We start from the raw sequence: 17,022 nt of genomic DNA, 5'->3' as shown, positions 1-17,022 counted from the left end.
GGCCATGACCGAGCCCACCCGTCCTAGTGTCCTCGCCGATGCCCGTTCGATCGCTGCCGCCGACTCCGCGGGGCAAGGCACCGTCGCGACGCTGCTGAGCTATCCGGGGCTGCACGCGGTGGCCGCCCACCGCATCGCCCACCGCCTGTGGTCCACCCGGTGGGGCAGACCCGCCGCCCAGGCCATCGCCACCGCCTCCGCGAAGGCCACCGGGATCACCATTCACCCTGGTGCGGTGATCGGGCACCGGCTGTTCATCGACCATGGCAGCGAGGTTGTTCTCGGAGAGACCAGCGTGATCGGTGACGACGTGACCATCTACCAAGGGGCGAGCTTCGTCGGGGATGGCTCCCCGGGTCGGCGCCACGCCGTTGTCGGGGACGGGGTGCTCATCGGTTCCGGGGCGAAGGTCATCGGCCCGATCACCATTGGGGCGGGGGCGAAGATCGGCGCTGGCGCCGTGGTGACCCGTGACGTCGCGGCCGACACCACGGTCGTGGGCATCGACGTGTAATGATCTCACGCCGCAGCTCAGACGTAACGTCGGATCTGCGTGACGGCGCCAGTCACGCTGCGGGGCGAGCCTGCGTCTGTTTGCGGCTCAGGCCAGTCGTGGCCACTCCATCTCCATGGCGTGCCAGGGCTGGCCGTTCACCTCGGTGCTGCGCACCTGGCCGGTCTCTTTGAACCCCAGGTCCTCGTAGACGCGTCGAGCTAGGACGTTGTGCGAGTACACGCCCAGTTTCATGGCCGGCACCTCCGTGGTCTCGAAGCCCGTGCGCACCGCCTCCCTGATCAGCTCCCGTCCCAGACCACGCCCGCGAGCTGCCGGGTCGAGGAGGACGCAGCCGAGCCGCATCATGGCCGCGTCAGCGTCGACGAGCAGGGAAGCGTGACCGACCGGATGCCCCGACTCCGGGTCCAGCCCGGTCCAGTACCGGCGTTGATCATTGTGCAGGTAGCTCTCCAGCTGCCCGCGATCCAGCGGCCAGGTGAACGTGCGCCCGGACCAGAGCACCATGTCCGCCTCGGAGGGCACCCAGCCCAAGAGGATGTCCAGGTCGGCTGGGACCGTCTCTCGCAGGCGCATGTCCCCATGCTAGGGATGCCACCACGTGGGCCGGTCCAGATGCTGGTCGAGCCGCATGATCGACGAGGAACCCTTGATGAAACACGGCACCGGGATGTGAGGTAGTCGCACGACGCGTGGAACACGGGGTGACCGACCGACACGCACGGTGCGAGCGGGGTGCCAAGGACGGAGGCATTCCCTTATAGCGTGGACAGACCTACCCCAGGAGGTTCCTCGTGATGGACGTCGCCGGCTTCGGAGCGTTCCTTGGACTGTTCATCTGGTTGCTCATGGTCGCCTTCACCTTGTGGTTGCTCTATTGGGTGGTGCGCAAGGGCGTCACCGCCGGCATCAAGGACTACGCGCACCAGCACGGCGACCGCAGCGGCAGCTGGCAGCCATAGCCCCCAGCACCGTCCCGGTCGGAGACCAGGACCCCATCCTCGATGCGCCAAGGAGCCCCCGCCGTGCAGCGATCCACCCGTGTCCTCAGCCTCGCCGTTGCCGCTATCACCTCCCTGGCCCTCACCGGGTGCGAGGACAACCTGCTGCTCCAAGACAGACCAGAACCCCTTTCCCAGGTCACGCCCACCGCGATCACCCCCCACCCGGGGTGCACCATCTCCGAAGGCGCCATGGGCCCGGGGCAGAGCGAGGACCTCACCACAGCACCCCCGTCCCTGAGGTTGAGCTGCGACGGCCGGTCCCTGAGCCTGGCCGGCGATTACACGAACAAGACCGCCAACAGCTTCTTCCCGGACCACACCGCCATCAAAGCGGCCATCGTCGTCGACGGCGAAGCCCGCATCTGGCACCTCCTCGGCCCCCGGGGAGAGGAGGAGGGATGCCTGACCATTCAGCGCCTCGACGAGACCAGCGCCTCCCGCGACGAGTGCGACGCCGATCGGCTCAGCCAGTGGCAGGACAGCGACCCCGCCGCAGAAACCCGCGACACCCCCGCAGCCCAGATCCCCTAGGGGCTGCCCCACGGAACAACAGCTGCCCCAAAAGGAACCCCTGCTGCAACGCAACAGGTCAAGGAGTCAAGCGATCCGGGGGCAGTCCCCCTGCTTCCAGGGCGGCGAGCAGGCCGGTCTCGGTGTGCATGTTGCGCACGAAGGGGACCATCGACTCCAGCTGCTCGGTCGTGGCGTTGATCTTTGCCTCGTAGGTCGCCACGACGTTCAGCCCGGCGTCCACTACGGCGGCGGCGACCTGCAGCGGCACGAAGCGCGGGTTCGGCTCCCCCGGGGGCGATCTGCGGCAGCCCGGTGGACTCGAAGTCCACGAACAGGTAGTCGGGGGCGTCTGCGCCCGGCGCCGGGGCGATCACAGTGGCGAGCACACCGCGCACCAGGCCTATCACGGGGCGGTACCCGGCGTCGACCAGATCCGCCTCGTCGGCCTCGCTCAGTCCGGCGGCCGTGAAGGAGACCTCCACGTAGGGCAGCTCTGGCGCCCACCCGTCGACGTCGAAAGCGGTGCTGGACTGGAACTCGCTGGACGGGGCAGTGGCGTTGAGGAACACCTTGCCGTTGGAGGTGTTCAGCTGCAAGAAACCGAGGATCGGGGCGCCGGTCGTCTCGATCTCCGTGGCGGCCGCGGAGGCGGCGGGGGTCGTGGTGCTCATGGGGTCCTTCCCGACGGTGAACTCTGTGGGGACGGCACCCATGTGTGCGGACACCCCAAGAGGCCGCGCCAGGGTGCGGACATGGGAACGGAGGGTCTGCTCTGGGGAGACAGGCCCTCCGTTGATGGCTGCGGCTGGATCAGCTGGTCTGGGCGGCGGCCTCCTGGCCGTCGACCATCCGCTCCCAGTGCTCGAGCTGGATCCGCACCTCGTCCCCGACGGCCGTCTGTACCTCGGCGGCCAGGCGCCGCCCCTCCTGCCGGGAGGCCTCGTATGCCTGCGCCGAGGGCCAGCCGCGCTCCTCGTCGTAGTGGCGGGCGAAGTCGGACGTCCACGCCAGGACCTGCTCGGTGAGCTCTGCCGGCAGCGGGAACTCCTCCTGGCTCATCAGGCTCTCGGGGCCGAAGAACGGCCAGGGGCAGCCGTGCTCGTTGAACATGCGGACCGTGATCGGTGCGGGCATCAGCACGAGCCTCCTGGGATGGACGTGATCACTCGACGGTTGGTCGAGGAGATGATAATCCGAGGATAGAACGTCTTCACGACGGCGCCGCGGGAGTTCCGGATCTGGACTGGGGTGGTGTAGCAGTACTTACCGCTGCCCTGGAAGGCGGTCTTGGACGGAGCGGCCAGCGCCTGCTTGGTGGCGAAGTCCATGAAGTCGTCCCAGTTCGCCCGCAACGGGACTATCGCAGTAACGGTGTAAGAGGCCCAATCACCCCGTTCGGGGTTGGAGGGTCGACATGAGCGAGAAGATCGAGACACTGGTGGACGTGAGCCCACCGAAGCCCGGTGACGANCCCAATCACCCCGTTCGGGGTTGGAGGGTCGACATGAGCGAGAAGATCGAGACACTGGTGGACGTGAGCCCACCGAAGCCCGGTGACGAGCCGGAAGAGAACGCGCAGCTGAGCGCGGCTGAGCAGGACACGGTCCGGGAGCTGGTCCGTGCCGCCCGCGCCAGCGGGGCGGCGTTGACCGGCCCGGGCGGGCTGTTGAAGCAGCTGACCAAGATGGTCGTCGAGGCCGCCCTGGATGAGGAGATGAACGAACACCTCGGCTATGAACCCGGTGACCCGCAAGGGCGTAACCGGGGCAACTCGCGCAACGGGAGGCGGGTCAAGACGGTGATCACCGACAACGCCGGCCCCGTGGAGATCGAGGTCCCCCGGGACCGGCAGGCCAGCTTCGAGCCGGTGATCGTGCGCAAGCGCCAGCGGCGGCTGACGGACCTGGACCAGGTCGTGCTCTCGCTCTCGGCCAAGGGCCTGACCACCGGAGAGATCAGCGCGCACCTGGGCGAGGTCTACGGCGCCGACGTCAGCAAGGACACCGTCACCCGTATCACCGACCGGGTGATCGAGGAGATGCAGGCCTGGTGGGCCCGGCCGCTGGAGCAGGTCTACGCGGCGATCTTCATCGACGCCATCATGGTCAAGGTCCGCGACGGGCAGGTCCGCAACCGGCCCGTGTACGCCGCGATCGGGGTGGACCTGGGCGGGCATAAGGACATCCTGGGGATGTGGGCCGGGGACGGCGACGGGGAGTCGGCGAAGTTCTGGTACGCGGTCCTCAACGACCTGAAGTCACGCGGGGTGCGCGACGTGTTCTTCGTGGTCTGCGACGGGCTGAAGGGCCTGCCCGACTCGGTGAACGCGGTGTTCCCACTGGCCACGGTGCAGACCTGCATCATCCATCTGATCCGCGGGACCTTCCGCTACGCCTCAAGGAAGTACTGGGACGAGCTCGCCAAGGACCTCAAGCCCGTCTACACCGCCCCGACCGCCGCTGCCGCCGAGGCCGCCCTGGAGGAGGTGGAGGACAAGTGGGGCGCCCGGTACCCGGCGATCAGCCGGCTGTGGCGCAATGCCTGGACCGAGTTCGTGCCGTTCCTGGACTACGACGTGGAGATCCGCCGGGTGATCTGCTCGACGAATGCCATCGAGTCCCTCAACGCCCGGTTCCGGAGGGCGGTGCGGGCCCGTGGGCACTTCCCGAACGAGCAGTCCGCGATGAAGACCCTGTACCTGGTCGTGCGATCCCTGGACCCGAAGGGCACCGGGCAGACACGATGGGTCACACGGTGGAAGCCGGCGCTGAACGCCTTTGCCATCACCTTCGCCGACCGGATGCCGGCGGCGGAGAACCACTAACCATGGAAACGCCTCTTACACCGTTAGAGCGACAGTCCCCGNTTTGCCATCACCTTCGCCGACCGGATGCCGGCGGCGGAGAACCACTAACCATGGAAACGCCTCTTACACCGTTAGAGCGACAGTCCCCGTCGGTGTTCTCGACGTACGTCTTGAGCTTCTGTATTGGTTGCTCGATCACCTCGGACCATGGGTGAGCAGCGCGTTGGGCTGCCGGTGCTGCGGTGGCGGTGCTACGCAGGACCACCGGATGGGAGAGCTGATGGGTCAAGGGCAGGACCCGGTCGTGCCCCTGGGCGGAGAATCCCTCGCTGTACTGGGAAAGCAGAAGGCCGGACATGGGATGGTGTCCGGCTTTCTGTGTGGGGGTGCCTTTCCGCCACAGCACCAGCGTGAAACACCGTGAGGGCCGCTGACCAGAGGCTACGTGCAGTGGTGGACGCGTATGACCGAGTGAGTCCAGGGGGTGGCGTCGATGACGATGGTTGCCCTGGGATCAGCGTCGCTCACAAGAGCGCCGCCCGACCGAGGGGATGACTCGTCAGTCGGGGGCTGGGCTGAGCGACGTCTTCTGGGGGCGGATCCGCCTGCCGTCGCTGCGAGATCGTGGATAGATATGGCAGGGGCGGGGTGGCCCCCCGGCCATCCCGCCCCGTGCTGCTTCGTCGCGGACCATGATCTGGCTCGCACCATGGATCCCCCCGGAACCATGGCGCGCCCGGTCAACACGGCCGAAGCTGGAGGATGGTCTGATGCAGATCGCCTGTCCCCCTGGTAAGCCAGGATGCTCGCTCCCGTCGCGTGCGGCAATGTCGGGGGTGTGTTCGCGTTCACAACCTGAAACAACAATGTGCGCTTGTGAATAGAAGGGGTCGGGGTGGTCGGGCGTGGCGGGAAGGGGTGGCCCGTGCGCAGGATCAGCCCCCGATGCTCGAGGTCTCGTCCTTGAGGTCGTCGAGCACCCACTCCGAAAGCTGTCCGGCCGGGACGACGAACGTGTCCTCGCGCAACAACTGCGCCTCCTGGTCCGAGAGGGGTTCCTCGATGACCTCGGTGTCGTGGACGGCCCGTGCGGCTGCATAGCCGGCGGCCAGTTCGGTGGCCCACTCCTGGTGGCCGGCGTAGCAGGGATGATCGGGATCGGGGCTGCACGCCTCCAGCCACCGTGCCGGCTCCCGCGGGGCAGGAGCGGCGGGCATCAGGTGCTGGTACAGATCCCAGGTCACCTCGGCCCAGCGACCCACGGGGGTGACCACCATGGGGTAGTAGGTGGCGGCCCACTGGGTGGGGGAGGCCGGGTGCAACTCGACGGCCAGGGCTCCAGGTGCAGAGGTCGTCATGTGTTGTTCCTGTTCGCAGGTGAGAGATGGTCTCGCGGCGCCGACTTGGGGCAGAGCAGGGCAGTGCCGGCAGGTCGGGGGCCCCGTGGTGATTAACCAGGGTAGGCGCGGGGCCGATAATGCTAGAAGCAGGCTGAGCAATATGACATCAGGCCGCTTTTCAAACCATGGGATGCAAGACGTCTCGTCACGAAAATTTGCACCCGCATGTTTCCGCGGTTCGGCCTGTCTCGTAGCTATGTGCTTTATCCATGCCCCTAGAATCGGATACTCAACGTTAGTTGCGAGACAGATGAGGTGGGCATGGGGAAGCGGATCGGGTATGCCCGAGTGTCGACACGGCAACAGGAGGCAGACCGCCAAGTGTCTGACCTGTTGAGTGCCGGCGTGCGACCCGATGACCTCTATGTCGACAGTGGAGTGTCTGGAGGTCGTGCGTCGCGTCCGCAGTTCGACCAGGCGGTCGCTGCGCTCGAGGAGGGGGACACGCTCGTCATTACCACACTGGACCGGTTGGGGCGGTCAACGCAGAACATGCTGGCCTTCGCCGAGGCGTTGCGGGGCAGAGGTGCCGGTTTGCGGGTGCTGAACCTCGGTGGGGGAGACGTGGACACGGCCACCCCGATGGGTTCAATGGTCTTCACGGTGATGGCCGCACTGGCGCAGATGGAGCTGGAGATCAAACGCGAACGCATCACGGACTCGGTGGCCAAACGCCGGGCCGCCGGCAAGGATCTCGGCGGCCGCCGCCAGACCTTCACCGACTCCCAGATTCGCAACGCCCTCCGGCTGATCGAGTCCGGGGAGCCGGCCACCCAGGTCGCCCGGGACCTCGGGATGTCCCGGGCCACCCTCTACCGGCGGATCCGGGAGTTGCCGCAGGTGACGACGATCTGAGGTCGCCGTTGACTGGGAGCACCGTGATGCATGTGCCGTGCGCCAGGGGTGCCCGGGTGGGTCGCCTTCCCGGGTTTCCTCCTGCGGCGAGGAGTATTAGCGTCGCGGATGTGAGGGGCGGCACATTGATGGCCGCCTTTGTCGTTCGCAGGATCCCGTCGCTTTGATGAGGAGTACGGCCATGGTGGATCGGATAGCTGATATTTGGGGGACCAGGACTCCGTTCGCCCGCGGACGGCGGTGGCCGGTGCGGGTGGATCAGGTCCTGGCCGAGGGGCTGGCCGAGGAGGACGTGGACCGGTGGGTGCAGTCGGCGTGCGTGTTGTGCAGCAACGGCTGCGGAGTCGACATCGCGGTCAAGGACGGGACCATGGTCGGGGTCCGTGGCCGGGCGGTGGACATCGTCAACCACGGCCGCCTCGGGCCGAAGGGTCTGTTCGCCTCCTGGCAGGGCGTGGCCCACAAGGACCGTCTCACCCGTCCGCTGGTGCGGGAGAACGGGGAACTCGTGGAAACGGACTGGGACACCGCGATGGAGCGGATCGTCTCCCGCAGCCAACAGTTGCTGAAGGACAAAGGGCCCTTGTCCCACGGGTTCTACACTTCGGGGCAACTGTTCCTGGAGGAGTACTACGCGCTGGGGATCCTGGGCAAGGCGGGGCTGGGGACCCCGCACATGGACGGCAACACCCGGTTGTGCACCGCTACTTCTGGGGCGGCGATGAAGGAGTCCTTCGGTTCTGACGGGCAGCCGGGCAGCTATGTGGACATCGACGAGTGCGATGCGATCTTCCTGTACGGGCACAACATGGCCGAGACCCAGACGGTGCTGTGGGCCCGCGTGCTGGACCGGTTGGCCGGCCCGGATCGCCCGAGGATGGTGTGCGTGGACCCGCGCGAGACCGAGGTGGCCCGGCACGCCGACGTGCACCTGGCGGTGCGCCCGGGCACGAACCTGGCCCTGATGCACGGGCTGATCCGGGAAGTGATCGCCCAGGGATGGATCGATGAGGACTACATCGCCGCCCACACGCTGCGCTTCGAGGACCTCGCTGCGCAGATCGAGCCCTGGACGCCGGAGGCCGTGGCCGAGGAGTGCGGGGTGGCCGCACACGACGTCCGGGAGGCTGCCCGCATCTTCGGGACGTCCGAGCGGGTGCTGTCCACTGTGCTGCAGGGTTTTTACCAGTCTTCCCAGGCCACCGCGTCCTCGTGCCAGGTCAACAATCTGCACCTGCTGCGTGGGTTGCTGGGCAAGCCGGGGTGCGGGATCCTGCAGATGAACGGCCAGCCCACCGCGCAGAACACCCGTGAGACCGGCGCTGACGGGGACCTGCCGGGGTTTCGCAACTGGGAGAATCCCGAGCACATCCAGCAGCTGGCCGATTTGTGGGACGTGGATCCGCTGGTGATCCCGCACTGGGCCCCGCCGACCCATGCGATGCAGATCTTCCGCTACGTCGAGCAGGGATCGATCAAATTCTTGTGGATCTCGGCGACCAACCCGGCGGTGTCGCTGCCGCAGCTGTCCCGGATCCGAGACATCTTGGACCGGGAGGGATTGTTCCTGGTGGTCCAGGACCTGTACCTGACCGAGACCGCCCGCTACGCCGACGTGGTGCTCCCGGCCGCAGCCTGGGGTGAGAAGACCGGCACGTTCACCAACGTCAACCGCACCGTGCACTTGTCGGAGAAGGCCGTGGACCCGCCGGGTGAGGCCCGCAGTGACCTGGACATCTTCCTGGACTACTCCCGGCGCATGGATTTCCGCACTCGTTCCGGGGCCCCGCTGCTGGACTGGGAGGGCCCGGAAGACGGGTTCAACGCCTGGCGGGAATGCACCCGGGGACGTCCGTGCGATTACACCGGGATTACCTATGACCGGATCCGTGGGGGCAGCGGCATCCCATGGCCGGTCAACGAGGATCACCCGGACGGGACGGTGCGGCTCTACCGCGACGGGGTGTTCTCCTCCGACCCGGACTACAGCGAGACCTACGGCCATGATCTGACCACCGGCGCCACGGTCGGCGAACAGGCGTATCGGGCGATGGCCCCGGGCGGGCGGGCGATTTTCAAGACCGCCCCCTACCAGGGTTCGCATGAAACCCCACGCCAGGAGTACCCGTTCCGGTACAGCACCGGGCGCACGGTGTACCACTTCCACACCCGCACCAAGACCGACCGGGCGCCTCAGCTGCACCAGGCGGCCCCGGATGCGTGGGTGGAGATCTCGGTGGCCGACGCGGCGGAGTTGGGTCTGGTCGAGGGCGACGTCGTACGGGTGGAGTCCCCGCGCGGGCACCTCGAAGCCCCGGTGCGGGTCGGTGACATCCGGGATGGCACCGTTTTTGCCCCGTTCCACTACGGCTACTGGGACACCGCCGACCCCAGCGGCGGCAACCCGCAGCAGCGCCACCGGGCAGCCAACGAGCTGACGCTGACCGAGTGGGACCCGGTCTCGAAACAACCGGTGTACAAGGTCGCCGCCGTGCGCGTCACCAAAATCGCCGACGCGACCGGCCCCGCCCCGGCACCGACCACCACCGCCTCACGCCCCGCCCGCGGTGGCCGGGTCCCGGTGACGGTCGGAGGTGCCGCGGCCCAAGTGCAGGAAACCATCGCCCCGACCGAATCGCCGGCCGTGGCCACGAAGGAGGAGAGGGCATGAAATTCCCCGTCTACCTGGGCTTGCTGCACAAGTCCGAACAGACCCTGGCCGCATCCTTCCGGCAGGTCGCCGAGGGCCACGGAGCCGAGCCCGATGTGTACTACCTGTGCCAGTCGTTGGCCGATCAGTGCGAGGCCCATGAGCAGGCCCTGGCCCCGATCGTGGACCGCTACGGCGAGGTCGAGGAGGACGACGAGCCCGAGCGCCTGCATGCCGATGGCCTCGCCGAGACGCGCTCCGGGCCTGTGGGGCTGCTGCGGGACCTGCAGGACCTGTACCTGCTGGCCAGTCTCGTGGACATCACCTGGACCGCGGTGAAACAGGCCGCCCAGGGGCTGCGCGACAAAGAGCTGATCGACGTGGTCGAACGCTGCGAGAGCGAGACCCGAGTGCAACTGGGCTGGCTGTCCACGAGGATGAAGCAAGCCGCCCCACAAGCCCTCATCGTCGCCCAGTAGCATCCCAGGCGGTGCCGGGCCGGTGTCGCAGCCCCTCGCGGGCCGAACCCGGTACAGCCGGGGCCTACCCGTACCTGCGCACCCGGCTCCAGGCGGGCACAGCACCACGGATACGGTGTGCGGGTCCACCGGAGTCAGGAGAAGCATGTCCTCACCCCTGCTGCTAAGTTTCGCCGTGGTGCTGCTGATCGGGGTGCTGATCTCCGAACGCGCCAGCCGCACCATCATCTCCACCGCCGTGCTGTTCCTGCTGGCCGGCTTCGTCCTCGGTGAAGGGGTGCTCGGGGTCCTCGATATCCGCTCCGGTCACCCTCTGGTGGAGACCTTGGCCGAGCTGGCGCTGTTCTCGGTGCTGTTCACCGACGGCATGCGCGTGGGCCTGCCCCAGTTACGCTCCGCCTGGCGACTCCCCGGGCGGGCGTTGCTGCTGGGATTGCCGCTGACCCTGGCGGCCACCGCGGTGCTCGCCCACTACGTCGTCGGATTACCGTGGTTGGAGTCCTTCCTCCTCGGAGCCGTGCTCGCCCCGACCGATCCGGTGTTCGCCTCGGCCATTGTCGGGCGCGAGGAGGTCCCCGGGCGGCTGCGCCACCTGCTCAACGTGGAATCCGGGGTCAACGACGGGCTGGCCCTGCCCATCGTGCTGGTGCTGCTGGCCGCCGCCGGCGGCACCGACGCCCACGGCTGGCAACTGGCCGAGGAGATCGGGCTGGGCATCGTTGTGGGCGTGCTCATCCCCCTGACCGTGCTGACCCTGGAACGGGTCCCGTTCCTCAAAGCCCACGAGAAGCTGCAGCCATTGCTGACGGTGTCCATCGGAATGCTGGTGCTGGCGGTGGCCACCACCACACACGCCAACCTCTTTCTGGCCGCGTTCTCGGCCGGCATCACCGTGGTGAACTACCGCCCTGAGTTCCGGGAAGAGTTCGAGCAGTTCGGCGAACTGGTCAAGGAGTTGCTCAAACTCGCCGCGATCCTGGTGTTCGGGGCACTCATGACCCCCAGCTTCCTCTTCCAGGAGACCCAGCTCACCGGGTGGGTGTTCGCCGTGCTGGCCCTGGTGCTCGCCCGCCCGGTGGCCCTGTACCTGTCCTTCCTCGGCAGCGACCTCCCCGCCGGGCAACAGGTGGCCGCGATGTGGTTCGGCCCCAAAGGATTCGCCTCGGTGGTCTACGGCCTGATCGTGCTGGAATCCGGGATCGACCAGGCCGATCACCTCTTCCACCTGGTCGCCCTGGTCATCGTGATCTCGATCGTCGCCCACTCCTCCACCGACGTGGTCGTGGCCAAGAAGCTCGAAGAACGCATGCACTGACCATCCCGGCCGGGGCACCGGAGACCCTGCCCTGGGTCCTGCAGTCCCGGTGACGGCCTTGGCTCAGGGGCGCGCGGCGGCTTTGGCGACGGCGTCCACTGCACGGATGAACCCGAGGTGGCTGAAGGCCTGCGGGAAATTGCCGGCCAACCGTCCGCTGTCGGGATCGTACTCCTCGGCGTAGAGCCCCAGATTGCTGGCGTAGCCGGTGAGCTGGTCCAGAAGACCTTGGGCGTCGTCGAGGCGACCGCTGTGGGCGTACTGCTCCACGAGCCAGAAGGTGCAGATCAGGAACGGGTACTCGTCCCCGGGCAGGCCATCTCGGCCGGCCCGGGTGCGGTAGCGGCGCAGCAGCCCGTGCTCGTCGGCCAGTTCCCGCTCGATCCGCGCCACGGTGCCCAGCATCCGGGGGTCGTCGTAGACGAGGAACCCGGTGTGCGGCAGTTGCAACAGGGAAGCGTCCACTTCGGTGTTGTCGTAGGTCTGGGTGAAGGAGTTCAGCTTCTCGTCGAAGCCGTGGTCCATGATCTCTTCCCGCAACCGGTCCCGCAGGTCCCGCCATCGCTGAAGGGGCCCGTCCAGGCCGTGCTGCTCGACGGCGCGGATCCCTTGGTCGAAAGCGGCCCACATCATGGCCCGCCCATGGACGAAGAACGCCGGTTCACCGCGCATCTCCCAGATGCCGTGGCCGGTGCGGTCGTAGTTGGTCTCGACGAAGCGCAGCAGGTTCTTCTGCAGCCCCCAGGAGTATTCGTCTTCGGTCACGCCCGCGTCCCGAAGAGATGCCAGGGCGAGCATGACCTCGCCCACGACGTCGGCCTGGTACTGGGTGGCGGCGCCGTTGCCGATGCGCACCGGGGTGGAGTCCTCGTAGCCGGCCAAGTGGGGCAGCACCGTCTCGGGCAGCTGGCGTTCCCCGGCGATCCCGTACATGATCTGGATGTCCTCGGGGTCCCCGGCGACGGCACGCAGCAGCCAGTTGCGCCAGTGCAGGGCGCCGTCGGTGAAGTTGTGGGCGATGAGGGTCTCGATGGTCAGGGCCGCGTCGCGCAACCAGGTGTAGCGGTAGTCCCAGTTGCGCACCCCGCCGAAGTCCTCGGGCAAGGAGGTGGTGGGGGCGGCCACGATTCCCCCGGTGTCACTGTTGGTCAGCGCCCGCAGCACCATCAGCGAACGCAGCACCGCCCGGTCGTGGTCATTGTGCACATTCACCTGGGCGGACCATTCCCGCCAGTAGGCCACGGTGCGGTCGAAGGCGTCCTGCGGGTCCTCGGGGGTGGGCGGATCCAGGTGAGAAGGATGCCAGGTGAGCACCCAGTCCAGAGATTCCCCGGCGGAGACGGGGAACACCCCGGTAAGCCGATCAGATACCGCCCCCTGGTAGTCATCGGAGTGACCGTGTTCAGAGGCTTCGTGGCGGTCCTCCATCCCGGCCTGGGGTTCCTCCTGCTGGGCCTCGTGGGGGTGCAGCAGCGGGCCGGCCAGCAACAGCCCGTCCGGGCCGGCCACCGAGAGCAGCCCGCACGTCCCGGTCCCTTCGATATCGACCCGCCGCGTCCAGGGCTTGGCCCGGTTGTAGTCAAAACGGATCCGCAGGTCGTGCTCCACCTCCACCCGCCCCTGGATGCACTCCACGCGCCGGACGAGGTCGGCGCGGTGGCTGCCCGGGGGCATGAAGTCGGTGATCACCAGGGTGCCGGTGGGGGTGGTCCAGGTGGTCTCCAGCACGAAGGTGCGCGGCAGGTAGCGGCGGGACACGACCTTCCCGTCCACCGCGGAGACCTTCCAGCGCCCGTCCTCCGGGCCCCCGAGCAGGGCTGCGAAAACGGCGGGGGAGTCGAAGCGGGGGAAGCACAACCAATCGATGCTGCCCTCCCGGGACACCAGCGGACCGGTGTGCAGATCCGACAGCAGAGCGTAGTCCTCCAGCGGGGTGGAAACGGGGGCGGCGGAGTCGGTGTCCATGCGGTCATTCAATCAAGGGACCCTGGCGACACCCAGGGGCTTGCGGCGTAGCGTGCTGATATGGACACCACCAGTACGGAGAACACGAATGCGGAGGACACCGGTACGCAGGGCACCGGAACGGAGAGCATCGGGACCCTGGTCGTCCTGGGCGCCACCGGCGATCTCACCTCCCGGTTGCTGCTGCCCGGTCTGGGGCGGTTGCTCACCGAACAACCTGCACGGCGGCTCCGTCTGATCGGCGCCGACCCCGCCCCGCGCGACAGCCGGCAGTGGGCCGAGGTGGTGCGGGCGGCCTTCGACTCCGTCGATGCCACCGGCCCGGCCGTGGACCATGTCCTGGACCACGCCGAGTACCTGGTCACCGACGCGTCATCGGCCGAAGACCTTCAGCAGGTCCTGGCCTCCGCCACCGGGATCCCGGCCCTGTACTTCGCCCTGCCCCCGGCAGTGACCGCCAAGGCCATTGACGCGCTGCACCGGGTGTCGTTGCCGGAGGGCACCCTGCTCGCCCTGGAGAAGCCCTTCGGCGCGGACCAGACCGGTGCCGCCGCGCTCAACCGGCGCCTGCTCTCGCTGGTGGACGAGGACCAGGTCTTCCGGGTGGACCACTTCCTGGGCAAGTCCACGGTGCTCAACATCCTCGGGCTGCGCTTCGCCAACTACCTCTTCGAGCCGTTGTTCAACCGCGACCACGTCGCGAAGGTCGAGATCGTCTACGACGAGCAACTCGGCCTGGAGAACCGTGCCGGCTACTACGACCGGGCCGGGGCGATGGTCGACATGATCCAGTCCCACCTGCTGCAGGTCATGGCCCTGGTCACCATGGACGCCCCGCAGTCGGTGCATGCCACCGATCTGCGCGCGGCCAAGACCGAGGCCCTGCGCGCCGTGCGTCCCTTCGCCGGGGACCCCGTGGCGGCCGGCCGGCGCGCCCGCTACACCGCCGGCACCATCGGAGACCGCCGACTTCCCTCCTACACCGATGAGCACGGGGTGGACCCTGACCGGGACACCGAGACCCTGGCCGAGGTCACCCTGGAGTCGACCACCTGGCGGTGGTCCGGGGTGCCGTTCGTGCTGCGCTCGGGCAAGGCCCTGGAAGCCGCCCGGCGGGAGATCGCCATCACCTTCCGAGAGGTCCCGCACCTGCCTGCAGGTTTGGACGGGCATCTTGAGCCGACGGTGCTGCGCGTCTGTCTCGGGCCGGACGCGATGGTGCTGGAGCTCAACGTCAACGGCCCCGGTGACCCCTTCGTCCTGGACCGCGGCCGGCTCAGCGCCGACTTCGGCGCCGGCCGGTTGAACCCCTATGGGGAGGTGCTGCACGGAATCCTGGACCGAGATCCTTCACTGTCCCTGTCCGGGGAGGCCGCTGAGCACGCCTGGCGGGTCGTCGACCAGATCCGGGCCGCCTGGCAGTCTGGGCAGGTGCCCCTGGAGGAGTACCCTGCCGGCTCCTCCGGACCACAGACCTGGTAGCCCTGAGACCACGCTGCAGCTGCGTTCCGGGGCTCCCTGGAAACACAAAGTTGCACCAGGGCCGGGACGGCTCGCGGGAAGGTGAGGAGATGATGGCGAACAAGTATGCGGTACAGGTCCGCCGGGCCTACGAGGAGCCCGCCCCGGGGGACGGCACCCGCGTGCTGGTCGACCGGCTGTGGCCCCGCGGACTGAGCAAGGAAAAGGCCGATCTGGACGAGTGGTGCAAGAGCGTCGCACCCTCGACCGCGCTCCGGAAGTGGTACGACCACGACCCCGAGCGTTTCGAGGAGTTCACCCGCCGCTACCACGCCGAACTCCGCGACCCCGAACGCGCTAAAGCCCTCAAGCGTCTGCGCGAGCTGGCCGAGCACGGGCCGCTGACACTGATCACGCCCACCAAGACCCCGCAGATCAGTGAAGCCGCAGTCCTGGCCGATTTGCTGCGGCGCTGACCTGCTGATCACCGGCGCCCCAACCGCCCTGGAGGCCGGCGTGTGCCCGGGGCGGATGAGAGGTCCAGGTCCGCCCTGTTGCTCACCATCCCCACCGCGCCATGATGGGGCACGAAGGGTTACCCGGCGGACCGAGATGGGTGATCCCGGACGCACTACCGGGCGTGAAGCAGCACATGACCAACAGCAGCCGGCTGGACGAAGGAATGGGGGCCACCATGCAGATGGGACTGGTAGGGCTGGGCAAGATGGGCGGGAACATGCGTGAACGCCTGCGCGAGGCCGGGCACACCATCATCGGCTACGACACCAACCCGGAGCTCTCCGACGTCGAGGACCTGACCGCGATGGTGGCCCGGATCGACCGCGAACCCCAGGTCGTGTGGGTGATGGTCCCGGACCGGGTGGTGGATCCGGTGATCGAGGAACTGGCCGGGCTGCTGGGGGAAGGCGATGTGATCATCGACGGCGGGAACTCCCGGTGGGTCCACGACGCCCCCCGGGCGCGGAAGCTGGCCGAGAAGGGCATCGAGTACCTCGACTGCGGGGTCTCCGGGGGCGTGTGGGGCATCACCCAGGGCTACGCCCTGATGGTCGGCGGGGAGGAGACGACCGTGGCGAAGGTCCAGCCGATCTTCGACTCCCTGAAACCCGCCGGGGAGTTCGGTTTCGTGCACGCCGGGGACCACGGTGCGGGTCACTTCGCGAAGATGGTCCACAACGGCATCGAGTACGCGATCATGCAGGCCTACGCCGAGGGCTGGGAGCTGCTCGAGGCCGCCGGCCACGTCACCTCGGTGCGCGAGACTTTCAACTCCTGGCGCGAGGGCTCGGTGATCAAGTCCTGGCTGCTGGACCTGGCGGTCAACGCCCTCAACGAGGACGAGCACCTGGACCGGCTGGCCGGCTACGCCGAGGACTCCGGGGAGGGCCGGTGGACGGTGGAGGCCGCCCTGGACCTGGCCGTGCCGGTCCCGGCCATCTCCAACGCCTTGTTCGCCCGCTTCGCCTCCCGCCAGGACGAGGCCCCGGCGATGAAGATGATCGCGGCGATGCGCAATCAGTTCGGCGGCCACGCCGTCAAAGACGCCGCCGCCGGCCCTGAACATGTTGAAGCAGCTCCCGGGGAGGAACCGGCCCACCCGGCCGAGCAGTAGGCCCGGGCTCCTCTGGTCGCCGGAACCCAGGACCGGGTCTCAGGTATCCCGGGTAGCGATGGCGGCGTCGTCGACCGGGGACTGCTGCGGGGACTCCGCGGCCAGCTCCGGGTGGTGCAGGTCCAGCGCGGGACGCTCGGAGCGGATGCGCGGCAACGAGGTGAAGTTGTGCCGCGGCGGCGGACAGGACGTCGCCCACTCCAGCGATCCGCCGAAGCCCCAGGGGTCGTCGACCTCGACCTTCGTGCCGTTGCGCCAAGTCGTGTACACGTTGTAGAGGAACGGGATCATCGAAGCCCCTAGAAGCATGGCGCCTGCCGTGGAGATCTGGTTCATCCAGGTGAAGTTGTCCTCCGGCAGGTAGTCCGCGTAGCGGCGCGGCATGCCGTCCACGCCCAGCCAGTGCTGGATCAGGAAGGTCATGTGG

The 17,022-nt window shown here is 68.0% G+C and carries 17 protein-coding genes and 1 pseudogene; 11 read left to right on the top strand and 7 right to left on the bottom strand.

Annotated elements, in window-relative coordinates:
* Positions 1-4 precede the first annotated feature (4 nt).
* The gene (epsC, locus tag H488_RS32650; RefSeq protein WP_017834442.1) at positions 5-514 is read left to right on the top strand and encodes a serine O-acetyltransferase EpsC; all 510 of its coding nucleotides are present in this window, start codon (positions 5-7) and stop codon (positions 512-514) included.
* A gap of 87 nt (positions 515-601) precedes the next feature.
* Here epsC and H488_RS32645 read toward each other — a convergent pair whose 3' ends face one another.
* Positions 602-1,090, bottom strand: a complete 489-nt coding sequence (locus H488_RS32645) for a GNAT family N-acetyltransferase (protein ID WP_017834441.1) — start codon at positions 1,088-1,090, stop codon at positions 602-604.
* A gap of 218 nt (positions 1,091-1,308) precedes the next feature.
* Between H488_RS32645 and H488_RS37495 the strand changes: the two genes are divergently transcribed.
* Positions 1,309-1,476 carry a hypothetical protein gene (locus H488_RS37495; RefSeq protein WP_017834440.1) on the top strand — a complete coding sequence of 56 codons (168 nt, stop codon included), beginning with the start codon at positions 1,309-1,311 and terminating at the stop codon, positions 1,474-1,476.
* A gap of 63 nt (positions 1,477-1,539) precedes the next feature.
* Entirely contained in the window at positions 1,540-2,049 is a 510-nt protein-coding gene (locus H488_RS32640) for a hypothetical protein (RefSeq protein WP_017834439.1), read from the top strand.
* A 58-nt stretch (positions 2,050-2,107) separates the two neighbouring features.
* On the opposite strand, the gene H488_RS32635 is transcribed toward H488_RS32640, so the two are convergent.
* From H488_RS32635 to H488_RS32620, 3 genes are all read right to left on the bottom strand, one after another.
* Positions 2,108-2,299 carry a hypothetical protein gene (locus H488_RS32635; RefSeq protein WP_017834438.1) on the bottom strand — a complete coding sequence of 64 codons (192 nt, stop codon included), beginning with the start codon at positions 2,297-2,299 and terminating at the stop codon, positions 2,108-2,110.
* Positions 2,300-2,841: 542 nt separating this feature from the next.
* Positions 2,842-3,165 carry a hypothetical protein gene (locus H488_RS32625; RefSeq protein WP_229587287.1) on the bottom strand — a complete coding sequence of 108 codons (324 nt, stop codon included), beginning with the start codon at positions 3,163-3,165 and terminating at the stop codon, positions 2,842-2,844.
* A complete protein-coding gene (locus H488_RS32620) occupies positions 3,165-3,383 on the bottom strand; it encodes a hypothetical protein (RefSeq protein WP_150110385.1) in 219 nt (72 codons plus the stop codon). The genes H488_RS32625 and H488_RS32620 overlap by 1 nt, the downstream gene beginning before the upstream one ends.
* A 152-nt stretch (positions 3,384-3,535) precedes the next feature.
* Between H488_RS32620 and H488_RS32615 the strand changes: the two genes are divergently transcribed.
* On the top strand, positions 3,536-4,855 hold the full coding sequence (locus H488_RS32615; RefSeq protein ID WP_017834435.1) for an IS256 family transposase: 1,320 nt from the start codon (positions 3,536-3,538) through the stop codon (positions 4,853-4,855).
* Positions 4,856-5,772: 917 nt separating this feature from the next.
* On the opposite strand, the gene H488_RS32610 is transcribed toward H488_RS32615, so the two are convergent.
* On the bottom strand, positions 5,773-6,195 hold the full coding sequence (locus H488_RS32610) for a hypothetical protein (protein ID WP_017834434.1): 423 nt from the start codon (positions 6,193-6,195) through the stop codon (positions 5,773-5,775).
* A gap of 303 nt (positions 6,196-6,498) precedes the next feature.
* Between H488_RS32610 and H488_RS32605 the strand changes: the two genes are divergently transcribed.
* The 4 genes from H488_RS32605 to H488_RS32590 all read left to right on the top strand — a co-directional run bounded on the left by H488_RS32605 (position 6,499) and on the right by H488_RS32590 (position 11,536).
* Complete coding sequence (locus tag H488_RS32605; RefSeq protein ID WP_017834433.1) at positions 6,499-7,092, top strand: recombinase family protein; 594 nt, start codon at positions 6,499-6,501, stop codon at positions 7,090-7,092.
* Between the two features lie 181 nt (positions 7,093-7,273).
* Positions 7,274-9,763, top strand: coding sequence for a molybdopterin oxidoreductase family protein (locus H488_RS32600; protein ID WP_017834432.1), 2,490 nt, complete (start codon positions 7,274-7,276; stop codon positions 9,761-9,763).
* Positions 9,760-10,221 (top strand): hypothetical protein, encoded by a 462-nt coding sequence (locus H488_RS32595; protein ID WP_017834431.1) that lies wholly within the window; start codon positions 9,760-9,762, stop codon positions 10,219-10,221. The genes H488_RS32600 and H488_RS32595 overlap by 4 nt, the downstream gene beginning before the upstream one ends.
* Positions 10,222-10,366: 145 nt before the next feature.
* Positions 10,367-11,536, top strand: a complete 1,170-nt coding sequence (locus H488_RS32590) for a cation:proton antiporter (RefSeq protein ID WP_031283520.1) — start codon at positions 10,367-10,369, stop codon at positions 11,534-11,536.
* Positions 11,537-11,599: 63 nt separating this feature from the next.
* Here the strand turns inward: H488_RS32590 and H488_RS32585 are convergent, their stop codons facing one another.
* Positions 11,600-13,501, bottom strand: coding sequence for a glycoside hydrolase family 15 protein (locus H488_RS32585; protein WP_017834429.1), 1,902 nt, complete (start codon positions 13,499-13,501; stop codon positions 11,600-11,602).
* A gap of 60 nt (positions 13,502-13,561) precedes the next feature.
* On the opposite strand from H488_RS32585, the gene H488_RS32580 reads away from it, so the two are divergent.
* From H488_RS32580 to gnd, 3 genes are all read left to right on the top strand, one after another.
* Positions 13,562-14,983 (top strand): glucose-6-phosphate dehydrogenase, encoded by a 1,422-nt coding sequence (locus H488_RS32580; RefSeq protein ID WP_017834428.1) that lies wholly within the window; start codon positions 13,562-13,564, stop codon positions 14,981-14,983.
* A gap of 89 nt (positions 14,984-15,072) precedes the next feature.
* Positions 15,073-15,438 carry a DUF488 domain-containing protein gene (locus H488_RS32575; protein WP_043739482.1) on the top strand — a complete coding sequence of 122 codons (366 nt, stop codon included), beginning with the start codon at positions 15,073-15,075 and terminating at the stop codon, positions 15,436-15,438.
* Between the two features lie 176 nt (positions 15,439-15,614).
* Positions 15,615-16,595 (top strand): phosphogluconate dehydrogenase (NAD(+)-dependent, decarboxylating), encoded by a 981-nt coding sequence (gene gnd / locus H488_RS32570; RefSeq protein WP_237740464.1) that lies wholly within the window; start codon positions 15,615-15,617, stop codon positions 16,593-16,595.
* A 39-nt stretch (positions 16,596-16,634) separates the two neighbouring features.
* Here the strand turns inward: gnd and H488_RS0118915 are convergent.
* Positions 16,635-17,022, bottom strand: a pseudogene (locus H488_RS0118915) (cytochrome ubiquinol oxidase subunit I); the annotation flags it as partial.

Source organism: Kocuria sp. UCD-OTCP, from assembly GCF_000349605.1.
Lineage (GTDB): Bacteria > Actinomycetota > Actinomycetes > Actinomycetales > Micrococcaceae > Kocuria > Kocuria rosea.
This window is presented reverse-complemented; position numbering and strand designations above follow the sequence as displayed.